Here is an 11,442-nt window from a genome sequence, read left to right on the forward strand (position 1 = left end):
GGCTGAACAAGGCAGCAAACAGTCTCGATTCTTTTTCTATCGGTCGCTGGTAAGATATTGATTATCTGTTTGTTCAAAATTAATTACACAAGAATTACTTTTTGGTTATTTTGAGACCTGACTTCCGGAAAAACAGGCCGTAAAAACAAAAAAGCCGCGTTATCATGCGATAACGCGGCCTCTGTCAAGCCTGGATCTATACAAAAATTATAACTTATTCATCAAGCTCCCGAACAATAGCGCTGGCTATCTCCTCCAGGGTATAGGGCTTTTTCAAGTAACTGCGGACTCCCAGCTCCAGGGCTTCCCGCACCCGGTCGGTCTCGGAATAGCCGGAGACGATGATCACCTTCTGGTCCGGGCGCAGCTGGCAGATTTTCCGGTAGGTATCCAGGCCATCCATTCCCGGTTCCATGATCATATCCAGCAGGACAAGATCCACCTCCCTGCCCTGCAGGACGGCCACCGCCTCCTCGCCGCTGGCAACCGTCTCGACCCGGTAGCCCAGAGTGGTCAGAATGCTGTTGCCAAGGGAACGCTGTTCCGGCGCATCGTCGACCAAAAGAATCCGCTCACCGCTGCCATGTACGATCCGCCGGGCTCCACCGGCCTCGCCGGCCCGTTCACTTGCCCCTGCTTTTGCAGCCGGCAGGAAGAGGGTAATGGTCGAGCCCCGCCCCTGGACACTCTCCACATCCAGATAGCCTCCATGATCCTTGACCGTTCCCCAGACCACGGTCATGCCCAGCCCGGTGCCGCTGCGGCCCATGATCTTGCTGGTGTAGAACGGTTCAAAAATCTTTCCCAGATTTTCCCTGGAGATACCCACCCCGGTATCTGTAACCGTCAGGACCACGTAGTTTCCGGGAATAATGGTGTCATACCCCTGCCGCGATGAATCGAGCCACCGGTTTTCAGTGGTCACCACCACTGTGCCCTCTTGCTCGATGGCCTCAAAGGCGTTCACCAGGAGATTCATCACCGCCTTTTCCAGGTGCACCGGCGAACCGATGACGGTCTGCAAATCTCCGGCAAGCCGGGTTTCCACCCGTACTTTGGGATATTCCTGATTGAGGGCGATGAACTCCGGACTCTGGAGATAGCTCGTGACGATTTCATTGAGCTGCACCTGCTCCTTGACCGAGACCCCCCGGCGGGCCAGGGTCAGGAGATCCTGGACAATGGCCGCGGCCCGCTCGCCGGCCCGCTTGATATTCTGCAGCGGCACCCGCATCTCGCTCTCCGGCGGCAGTTCGAGAAGCAGCAGGTCCGGATAGCTGACAATGCCGGAGAGAACATTGTTGAGATCATGGGCCACCCCGCCGGCCAACCGCCCCAGCAGTTCCATCTGCTTGGCCCGCAGCAGTTCGGCCTCCAGCCGCATGCGCTCCTCCTCGGCCCATTTCCGTTCCTCTATCTCGATCCGTAGGTGGGCATTGGCCCGCTCCAGCTCCTCGGTCCTCAGGGCAACCCTGATTTCCAGCTGGTCGCGGATCTCTTCCAGCTCAGCCTCCTTCCTGCGCAACTGGTCAACGGTATCGGAAAGAACGCGTTGTTTTTCCAGCATGGCGTCCCACGCACCGGAGCGGCTGTGTTCCACAAGAAAGGCCAAAACACTGACCAGCAGGAAAGAAGGGATGAAGCGGATGGCAAAATCCCGGGTATAGACGTTCACTGTATCGCTCTGGAGATCAAAAAGGAGAAAACCGCAGCAGTAACAGAAAAGCAGGACCGTAGCCAGTATGCCCTGGCGCAACCCAAGGAGATAAAGAGAGAAAAGGGGGAAGGTGTAGAGCCACATGAAGGCGGTGGCACGAACCCCGCCGATAAAAAAAAGATAGCTGAAAAATATACCGACAGTAATCACCCCGACACGGGCGACCATGGAGTCGTCCCCGGTCCGGCGCAGGTAGAAAAAAAGGCCGGTATAGAGAGCCACCATGACAAAATCAGCCAGGCCAAGGAACGGCTCATCCTGCGCCAGGGCCACCGATCCCAGGACCAGCAACAGAATGATGCCGAGAATCAGGAAGGCATTGAGCAGAAAGGACCTCCTTCTGCTCTCGCTTTCATGGAGTTTGCGCAGCCCACAGTCCATTAAAAAACGCATCAGAATCCCGAGAGTGTTCAGCCCGGCCAGAAAAATTCCCGCACAGGTCTGCCGATGACAGGGTCGCTACCTGTACGGCAGGATTTCTTTCTCTCCCCTCTATCTGTATGATACCGGAAACCAGGACGAGAGTGGAAATAAAAGATCCATTTACGACCCCGGCATGGAGCTAATGGAGAAAGATTAAGCCTGCTTTTCTTCTTGTGGCAACATAAATTTTCAGCTAACACAGAGGGCGGTACCATATTCTGCTGCCTGCCTGCTGCTCAAGACCAGAGCGTCGATCAGGAAAACAGACAGAGCCCCACATGAAAAAACAGACGGATCCAAGATGAAAACAGTCACCGAGTCTCCCTTCACCCTTCTGCACAACTCCAGCCAGTGCCGGGCCCGCTGTGGCGTGGTCCTAACCCTGCATGGCACTTTCAAAACCCCGGTCTTCATGCCGGTGGGAACCCTGGGCACGGTCAAGGGCGTGACCCCGGAAAACCTCAAGGAACTGGGGGCCCAGATCATTCTCGGCAACACCTACCATCTCTTCATCCGTCCCGGCCACGAGCTGATCCGCTCCTTTGGCGGCCTGCATGGATTCATGAACTGGGACCGGCCCATCCTCACCGATTCCGGCGGGTTCCAGATTTTCAGCCTTTCCGACCTGGCCACCATCACCGAGGAGGGCGCTGCCTTTCGCTCCCATCTCGACGGATCGAAACTTTTTCTCAGCCCCGAAGATGCGGTTCATGTCCAGGAGGCTCTTGGCTCGGACATCATGATGGTGCTCGACACCTGTATTCCCTACCCGGCTACCCGGGACGAGGCGCGCCGGGCCACCTCCCTTACAGGAAGATGGGCCCGGCGCTGCCGCGAAGCCCAGTCCGACACCGGCCAGCTGCTGTTTGGCATTGTCCAGGGAGGCATGTATCCGGACCTGCGGGCAGAAGCGGCCCGGGAACTCATCGATATCGGCTTTGACGGATACGCTATCGGGGGCCTGAGCGTCGGCGAGCCCAAGGAACTGATGCTGGAGATGCTCGAGGCCACGGTCCCCCACCTGCCGAAAGAATACCCGGTCTACCTCATGGGAGTCGGAACTCCGGAAGACCTGGTGGAAGGCGTTTATCGCGGGGTGGACATGTTCGACTGCGTCATGCCCACCCGCAATGCCAGAAACGGAATGCTCTTTACTTCCAGGGGGAGACTTGTTATAAAAAATTCCTGCTACCGGGACGACAGACGACCGGTTGACGAGGCGTGCAACTGTTACACCTGCCGCCATTATTCACGGGCGTATCTGCGGCATCTTTTCACCTGCCGGGAGATACTCGCGTATCAGCTCAACAGTATCCATAATCTGCATTATTACTGTCAGCTGATGGCGGACATGCGTCAGGCAATCGCCGAAGACCGGTTCGAGGCTTTTCGCAGCAGCTTTTACGCCCTGCGGGAGACCCCGCAGGAGGAAAGGTAGACCCCTGGCTGGAGGACGGTCACTGTCCCTGCCAGCCACAACAGACAGTGAAAGTCCCGTCCGGACCCTCTTCATTTCCAGCGGACTTTCAGCAACAACTTTGTATCCGGAGGATATATCCATGACAGGAATTGCATATGCCGCGGGCGGAGCCCCGGCAGCCGGACCGGCCGGCGGACTGGCCTCGTTCGTTCCCCTTATTCTGATCTTTGTGATCTTCTACTTTCTGCTCATCAGGCCGCAGCAGAAAAAGGCCAAACAGCATCAGATCTTTCTCAATAACCTGAAAAAAGGCGACGAGGTGGTCACCAGTGGCGGCATCTTCGGCAAGATCACCGGCCTGACCGATACGGTCGTGACCCTGGAGATCGCCGACGGAGTGCGGATCAAGGTCACCCGCGCCTCCATCCTCGCCTCGGCGGCCGATACCCGCAAGCAGGCCGAAGCGCCTGCCAAGGGAGGTTGAGGCATAGGAGGCTGCTGATTTTTCATCGTGTATGAAAAAGAGAGTTTCCAGAGGCCGGGCAACTGCATACGCCAGTTCCCCGGCCTTTTTTCATGGCCTCTACGGCGCCGGACATCCGGGCCCTGATCCCCTGCCCATGGAACGTATCGTCCACAGCTCCCACGACGGCAACCATCCCACGGTGGTGGCCGACCAGGACAGTATCCGTATCCTGCGCTTTGGTACCGGGGCCCGGCAGAGTTGTGTCAACACCATGGAGCCCCACCGGCTGGTCCTGGAATACACCCGCTGGATGATGACCGGCCTGGTGCTGACCCCGTCACCGTCCCGCTTCCTGGTGCTCGGCCTTGGCGGCGGAGCCATTGTCCACTACCTGCTGCGCCGTTACCCGAGCTGCCGCATCACTGCGGTGGAACGCTCACGCCAGGTCATCGACCTGGCCAGGTCGTGGTTTCTGCTCCCGGATGATCCCGCCCTGACCATTGTACACGGTGACGCAGACGCCCATGTTGCCCGGGACGAAAGGTTATATGACGTGATATTCGTGGATATTTTCGAGCCCGACCACATGTCACCCCTGCTCTATGAGCCCGGATTCTACTCACGGCTCCGAACCCGATTGGACCAGGAGGGCATTATGGCTGTCAACCTGTGGAACGGGGAGAAAAAATCCTTTCTCAAGGCCAGAAACTGTATCCAGTCCGGATGCGGAGGCCAGATCCTGGAACTGCCGGTGAAAAAGAAAAGCAACCTGATCATGCTGGGTTTTGCAGGAGAGATCCCGAGAGGTCGTATCCGCCGGGTCCGCAAGAGGGTGGTCGAACTGGAAGAGCGGCTGGGCCTGCCGGTGGGCCAGTATCTGAAAAAACTGCGCCGGATCAACCGCTCCCTGCTGCGCAACCTGCTCTGTCCACTGTAAGCAGCCGCGCGGTCCGGCTCACAAACGCTCGTAATAGCGCTCACCGGCACAGGCGCGGCAGAGGATGCGGCCATAGCGCTCCACCTCCCGGCAGTCCTGGACCCAGTCGCCGCACCCCTCACACTGAACCCGCCGTACCGGCCGGCCCGGCATGTCGCATTCAGGGATATCCACCCGCACTTCTTCCACCTTGAACAGCTCCTCTTCCGGCATGATCCGGTAGGCGTCAAGCTGCTGCTGGTATTTGTTGCCCACCGCCGGGGCATATTTCTTCGCCAGTTCCCGCGATTCCTCCCGGGCCGTGATCCGGACCGCGCGGCCGGTCTCCAGGTTGACAAAAGTGGCAGCCATGATCCCGAAATCCTTCCAGCGCATGGAACGCTTACCCAGGCTGCAGCCGGTAACCGACTGGATGGCGTCGGTGGCACACCTGTCGATCTCGACGACCACATAGAGCTTCTTGCGGTCATCACCCCTGGGATCATCAATACCTGTCAGCCTGAGCCCAAGCATGGACATCCGCACCCCGATCACCTGGCCGGCACAGACATGGCCGTGGATCTTTGTCGATATTTCAAGCAGCTTTTCAAAGGATTCCATAGTTGCAAGCCTGTAGAGTCATACAGAAAATAACCACAAGATTCCTTTTCCCGTGATAATTTTCATGTTTTGTTTGTGCATAAGACCGCCTGTGTCCATCTCAGCCATACCGGCTTACATGGAGCACGACCCGGTCGCAGGGTCGGACGCCACCGCCTGGTAATGGAACAGGTGAGAAACAGAAACGAACTTTCCGGACCCGGGAGGCAGCTTACCTGGAGGAGAGAGCGGTGTCAATCAACAGCTACCCGCCTGTCCTGGAGGGTAAGAGGCAAGGGACGGGAAATGGTCTCGAAAAGTTCCTCGCAAAAGCCGCACTCATCACATTGATGGGCGCACATGGAAAGAATATTGGCAAAATCGAACGACAGGCCCCGGTTATCCACGTAGAGCCGTTCGGAAAGGTGATACATGGCGTCGAGCAGCTCCAGCAGGTTACCCTCCCAGCGGTGCTCGATGTAAGCGGCAACGGTTCTGGTCAGAAATTCCGGTCCAAGGGTCCGTCCGCAAATCTTTATGGACTCCACGTGATAGAGATAGAGATCCGTGTCCTCCGGGCGGATGAAGGGAGACTGCAGCAAACGGTGCGGCTGTCGCTCCACCAGCCGCATGCATCCCAGGCCCCGGTTCATGTGGTAGGTGCAGTCTCGGCCTGTGAGATTGGAAAAGGCTATGTAGGCGTCATGGGACAACTTGTAGGGACAAAAGGGCAGGCAACCCTCATTGGCCAGCAGTTCGAGGCCAATCTGCGGCAGTTCCTGGTCCCGCTGCAGGCCGATGGCGGCCAGCCGGTCCAGGTCCCGGTTCAGGGAACGATCCAGGATTATCTTTGCCGGTAGGCGGAACCCTGTTTCGCGAATATAACCGAGCTGGGCCCTGACACGGGCAAAGCTGTCCATCATGGTGTTGACACTGGGCACGGCCTCGAGGGCGGCCCCCAGCTCGGGCGCAGCATCGGCGAGCAGCTGCAGCAGATAATGGTCACTGTAGATAATTCCATCCAGGCCGACCCTGGAAGCACAGTGATCCAGAATTTCCACCAGCTCCCGCAGATTATCGGAGCCGGTAAACAGGGCCGGTGAATAGAAACGGCTGTTGAGCAGAACATAACGGCGTGGTCCCGTGATGGTATCCAGCAGATCAAGGGTGAGCTCAAGCTCAGTGTGATCAAAACGCACCCGACTGTCAAAGCCGTGCCGGCCCGGCAATTCAAAATGAATAGATTCCAGGGCCGCGACATTCTCTGCCAGAAAAAAGGCATACTGCGGGTCAGGAAGAAAAGGGACATTGAGAAAAGAAGTCATGGCTGCTGCCCAATCGTTTTACTGGATCCGTAAAGATGACTTTCGCCGCAGTCGCCAGATAAACGCATACTCCGGGAAGAGGCCCATTGATTACAGTGACGTTCTGTCAAAAATTGATGATACAGCGGATACATCAAGCCGCCATGATTGCGCCTCCAATTTCAGATGAAAGGCAAATAATCTTTGGTTCATACCTCTCACCGATTCAGATCTTTGCGCAAGATACCGTGAAGCTCAGCCTGCTTCAGTTCCGGTTCTGTTTGCAGAATCACTCTGCTGCCGGGGTTGGCCCGGTCCAGTTCCTCTCCCCTGGCGTCGATCATGCCGGTCACGATACAGGAAACCGTTTCCATGCCACGGCCAAGATACTCAATCCGATCACTGGTCTTAAGTACATTGCGGGTCTCAATCTCAAGCGGTCTGATCCCGCGCACAATGCCCACCGGCGCAAATTTTTGAGCTGTACGCATTGTATCATAAAGCATGGCCTCAGCTGAAGGCCGGCTATCAAAAAAATTCTGTGTCTGACCGCGAGTCCCGGTTTTCTCTATTTCTTCCGTAAAGTTATGCGGCAGAACAATTTCCCGGGGATCCTCTCCGCCCTGAAGACGGGAACCGATCCAGTCCAGAGCCGCCCGATAGACCCTGACCACACTCCCCACATACCCCATGGATTTCATCCGTCCCTCGATCTTGATGGAATCGATCCCGGTCTCTACAAGCTCGGGCAAACGGGACAGCAGACAGAGATCCTGGGAGTTGAAGATATAGGTTCCCCGCCCGTCTTCCTCCACCGGAAAATACTGGCCCGGCCGCTTCTCTTCCACCAGATGATAGGAATAACGGCAGGGATGAGCGCAGTCGCCCTGGTTGGCGTCCCGGCCGGTCAAATAGCTGGAGAGCAAGCAGCGCCCTGAATAGGAGATACAGAGCGCGCCATGGACAAAAATCTCCAATTCCACCTCTGTGGCGTCCCTTATCCGTTTGATCTCCCCGATTCCAAGCTCGCGGGCAAGATTGAGCCGTTGCACTCCCTGCATGGCCCAGAAACGGGCACTGGCGGCATTTGTGACATTGGCCTGGGTGGACAGGTGAAGGGCCATGTCCGGCACTGTCTCCCTGGCGGTAAGCAGAATGCCTGGATCAGCGATGATCAGCCCGTCCACACCGATGCCGGCCAGGAAACGAAGATGGTCCGCCAGGCCGGCAAAATCCCGGTTATGGGCAAAGATGTTGACCGTGACATAGACCCGGACACCGTGTTCATGGGCATAGGCCACAGCCCTGCGCATTCCCTGGGCATCAAAATTACCGGCGCGGGCCCGCAGGCTGTAGTTCCTTCCACCCAGATAAACCGCATCGGCTCCGTAATGGATAGCGGTGACCAGTTTTTCGAAATTTCCGGCCGGGGCCAGCAGCTCGGGCAGCCTGATATTTTTTTTACTCTGTTTTTCCAGTATCATGGTATACCTCTTCGGAATAGAATTGGTACAAGAGGTACTGTAATCGGCCGGGAAAGTCCAGTGGTGGCCCCGGCAGGAGACAACAATGCCAGACATTCCATCATCGACACCCACACCCGTCTGGGCGACCGGGATTTTAATCCGGATCGTGAAGAGGTTCTGGCCGCAGCCCGGGACAGCAGTCGGACACTGTACGGTATTTGACACTTATCCAAAGAATCATAAAATCGACCATATATCATCCGCAAATGACAAACGAACAGATTGATGATCTACCAGCTCTAAACAAGTTGACTTATCCTCCCGGTGCTCTACTTTACAGTTACAATCATCAGTAACAACCAGGAGGATAGTGCTATGCTGAAAAAAAATTATACCAAAACCGGTCGGCGTTGCCGGGTCACTTTCAAGTATCCCAACAAAGAACAGGCAAAAACTGCGGTCCTGGCCGGAGACTTCAACCAGTGGTCCACCGACGCAACCCCAATGAAAAGGTTGAAAGACGGCTCTTTTTCGGTAACCATCACCCTGCCGGCCGGACAGTCGTACAGCTACCGCTATGTGCTGGACAGCACCACCTGGGTTAACGATCCGGAGGCAGACCGGTATGTGGCCAACGAATTCGGTGAACAAAACTCGGTGGTCGAAATCTGATCTTTCGCACCGCCCGAATCCATGATTCACAAACAGAGTACCCCGTATGGATATCCCCTATTTTCATGTCGATGCCTTTACCGACAAGGTCTTTCGGGGCAACCCGGCCGGCGTCTGCCTGCTGGACGAGTGGCCCGCTGATTCGATCCTCCAGGCAATCGCGGCGGAAAACCGCCACTCGGAAACCGCATTCCTGAGCCGGGACGGGGATGCCTGGCGGCTGCGCTGGTTCACCCCGGCCATGGAGGTGGATCTCTGCGGCCACGCCACCCTGGCCGCGGCGGCCGTCCTCTTTACACAAAAACTCATCTCCACCGACCGGGTACAGTTTGAGACCATGAGTGGTCGTCTGGCTGTGGAGCGCTCGGAAGAAAACATCTATGTGCTCGATTTCCCATCCCGTCCCGGACGACAAATCGAAATTTTGCCGGAGTTGACAAAGGGACTTGGCCAAAAACCACTGGCAGTCTATAAATCGAGAGATCTGCTGGCCGTTTTCAACAGCGAAGAAAAAGTGAGGGGTCTCAGGCCTGACTTTACCCAGCTGGCCACCCTGGACTGCCTGGCCGTGATCGCCACGGCACCAGGAGAAAAGGTGGACTTTGTCTCCCGCTGTTTTGCCCCGGCCGCAGGCATTGACGAGGACCCGGTCACCGGCTCGGCCCACTGCACTCTCATCCCCTACTGGGCCCATCGCTTGAAACGGAAAAAACTGCACGCCCGCCAGGTTTCGGCCCGCAGCGGAGAACTGCTGTGCGAAATGGCCGGGGATCGAGTCCTTATCGGCGGTCAAGCCACCTTCTACATGTCGGGAACCATACACGTCTGATCTGGCGCCAGGCACTGTTTGTTCTATTGACAAGCCAGCCTGGCCAGACCATTTTTCGCGTTTCCCGGCCTCGACAATCCAGGAACACCAGCCCTGCCAATTCTGCCTGCTGTGTCGATTGTTCGGGTTAAATAACACGAATGGAAAATATCAGTTTTTTCTATTCCAACTTTTCTTGACAACCATCTTTTTTCAGTTTAGAGATGTTTTGAGATTCTGGTTCAGAAATTCTTCTGCTCTCGTATCCCCCGCCTGTTTTTTTATATCCTTCCCGGAAAAACCATAATAAAACCCTTGCCCTTTGTGACACACCGTGGTACACGGCTATTAATAAACACTCCCTTACACCATGCAGACCAGACATGAATAAAGAACAGTTTTCCAAGGCCAGATCCATCCTTGACAAAACCCAGAAACAGCTCGCTCAGCTCCTTGGGGTATCCCTCAAGGCGGTGCAGAGTTACGAACAGGGATGGCGTTCCGTACCCCTGCATGTGGAACGGCAGATTTACTTTCTGCTGGTCAACCGGCGTCAAAAGGATCGGCCCAAGAAACGCAAAGATTGCTGGACCCGGAAAAAATGTCCCAACAAGAAAAATTGCCCGGCCTGGGAATTTCAGGCAGGCCATCTCTGCTGGTTCCTCAGCGGCACCCAGTGTGACTGCACTGTGGACAAAGACTGGAAAGGCAAAATGGAAGTGTGTCGTACATGCGAAGTTCTTTCCTCGCTCCTCTGACAGACCGTGAGTGTTCAGGGGCACCTCATCCTCGCACGATCAGACTTTCCGCACAGCTTGGCTGCAGCGGACTGCCGTGCCTGCGGGAATCTACACCAACCCTGACCACTTGCAAATTCTTGGCACGTAAAATCGCACAGTTACAAACTCTGTGACGAGATACCTGCCTGCAAAGGGCCTGCGAAACAGCGGATCGCCCTTTGTCCAGATGGTCAGCTGCTGTAGTCCGAATGGTAGCTGTCGCCAGCAAAAAAAATCATACCCCGTGAGAAACTTACCTTTGGATCTGGCCTAACGCCATATTGATTTTCCATAATATACACTTAATATTGCGACACCTGGAAAACAGGAAGAAAATCGCAATACACAGACAAAGGAATTTCAACTTTTCCATTTTTTGCCCTTGATATAGGACGTACACGGAAAGAAGGGGCGCCTATTGCGTCCAATATGATGGAAAAAGTCCATATATTAACACTGTTATACCCAAAAAGGAAATAAATGGCACGATTAAGCAGGAAATCTCTGGAATTTGCAAAAAATCATATTGTCAAATTCTATGATTCAGATTTCTATCCCAAACCATTTGAATTTGAAGCTCTTTGGGCAAATTGGGAAGAGGTGATAACTCATTTAACATGCAATGATGTTGGTGGTTATCCAATAGATCAGCCAAGAACATTTACTTCCATCAAACCAAATGGAAGTTTTCGGGTAGTTCATCAACTTGACCCAATAAATACACTCATTTATACAGCCCTGTCATACGAAATCGGTGAAGGTGTTGAGAAAGCACGAGTCCCTGTTGCTGAAAATGTCGCATGTTCCTATAGGATCGAAATTGATCATAAAAAAGGTACACTATTTGCCAATGGCTCAGGGTATTCTGGTT

At 55.1% G+C, this 11,442-nt stretch carries 11 protein-coding genes and 1 pseudogene; 8 read left to right on the forward strand and 4 right to left on the reverse strand.

Annotation, left to right across the window (positions count from 1 at the left end; genetic code table 11):
* Positions 1 to 214: 214 nt before the first annotated feature.
* Complete coding sequence (locus ACXJJY_RS07015; RefSeq protein WP_456386339.1) at positions 215 to 2,110, reverse strand: response regulator; 1,896 nt, start codon at positions 2,108 to 2,110, stop codon at positions 215 to 217.
* 331 nt (positions 2,111 to 2,441) lie between these two features.
* Here ACXJJY_RS07015 and tgt point away from each other — a divergent pair, with 331 nt between their 5' ends.
* From tgt to ACXJJY_RS07030, 3 genes are all read left to right on the forward strand, one after another.
* Positions 2,442 to 3,578, forward strand: a complete 1,137-nt coding sequence (gene tgt, locus ACXJJY_RS07020) for a tRNA guanosine(34) transglycosylase Tgt (RefSeq protein WP_456386341.1) — start codon at positions 2,442 to 2,444, stop codon at positions 3,576 to 3,578.
* Positions 3,579 to 3,699: 121 nt separating this feature from the next.
* Positions 3,700 to 4,044, forward strand: coding sequence for a preprotein translocase subunit YajC (gene yajC, locus ACXJJY_RS07025; protein ID WP_267927263.1), 345 nt, complete (start codon positions 3,700 to 3,702; stop codon positions 4,042 to 4,044).
* 31 nt (positions 4,045 to 4,075) lie between these two features.
* Entirely contained in the window at positions 4,076 to 4,963 is an 888-nt protein-coding gene (locus tag ACXJJY_RS07030; RefSeq protein WP_456386343.1) for a spermidine synthase, read from the forward strand.
* Positions 4,964 to 4,981: 18 nt separating this feature from the next.
* On the opposite strand, the gene ACXJJY_RS07035 is transcribed toward ACXJJY_RS07030, so the two are convergent.
* The 3 genes from ACXJJY_RS07035 to ACXJJY_RS07045 all read right to left on the reverse strand — a co-directional run bounded on the left by ACXJJY_RS07035 (position 4,982) and on the right by ACXJJY_RS07045 (position 8,330).
* Complete coding sequence (locus ACXJJY_RS07035; protein WP_456386345.1) at positions 4,982 to 5,563, reverse strand: FmdE family protein; 582 nt, start codon at positions 5,561 to 5,563, stop codon at positions 4,982 to 4,984.
* 233 nt (positions 5,564 to 5,796) lie between these two features.
* Complete coding sequence (locus tag ACXJJY_RS07040; protein WP_456386347.1) at positions 5,797 to 6,867, reverse strand: hypothetical protein; 1,071 nt, start codon at positions 6,865 to 6,867, stop codon at positions 5,797 to 5,799.
* Between the two features lie 197 nt (positions 6,868 to 7,064).
* Positions 7,065 to 8,330, reverse strand: a complete 1,266-nt coding sequence (locus tag ACXJJY_RS07045) for a peptidase U32 family protein (RefSeq protein ID WP_456386349.1) — start codon at positions 8,328 to 8,330, stop codon at positions 7,065 to 7,067.
* A gap of 60 nt (positions 8,331 to 8,390) precedes the next feature.
* Between ACXJJY_RS07045 and ACXJJY_RS07050 the strand changes: the two genes are divergently transcribed.
* From ACXJJY_RS07050 to ACXJJY_RS07070, 5 genes and pseudogenes are all read left to right on the forward strand, one after another.
* Positions 8,391 to 8,534 (forward strand): hypothetical protein, encoded by a 144-nt coding sequence (locus ACXJJY_RS07050; protein WP_456386351.1) that lies wholly within the window; start codon positions 8,391 to 8,393, stop codon positions 8,532 to 8,534.
* A gap of 153 nt (positions 8,535 to 8,687) precedes the next feature.
* Positions 8,688 to 8,984: an isoamylase early set domain-containing protein gene (locus ACXJJY_RS07055; protein WP_456386353.1), complete on the forward strand. Its 297-nt coding sequence runs from the start codon at positions 8,688 to 8,690 to the stop codon at positions 8,982 to 8,984.
* Between the two features lie 46 nt (positions 8,985 to 9,030).
* Entirely contained in the window at positions 9,031 to 9,813 is a 783-nt protein-coding gene (locus tag ACXJJY_RS07060; protein ID WP_456386355.1) for a PhzF family phenazine biosynthesis protein, read from the forward strand.
* A gap of 362 nt (positions 9,814 to 10,175) precedes the next feature.
* Positions 10,176 to 10,550: a helix-turn-helix domain-containing protein gene (locus tag ACXJJY_RS07065; protein ID WP_456386357.1), complete on the forward strand. Its 375-nt coding sequence runs from the start codon at positions 10,176 to 10,178 to the stop codon at positions 10,548 to 10,550.
* A 501-nt stretch (positions 10,551 to 11,051) separates the two neighbouring features.
* A pseudogene (locus ACXJJY_RS07070) lies at positions 11,052 to 11,442 on the forward strand (RNA-directed DNA polymerase); the annotation flags it as partial.

The organism is Desulfolithobacter sp. (genome assembly GCF_054025815.1).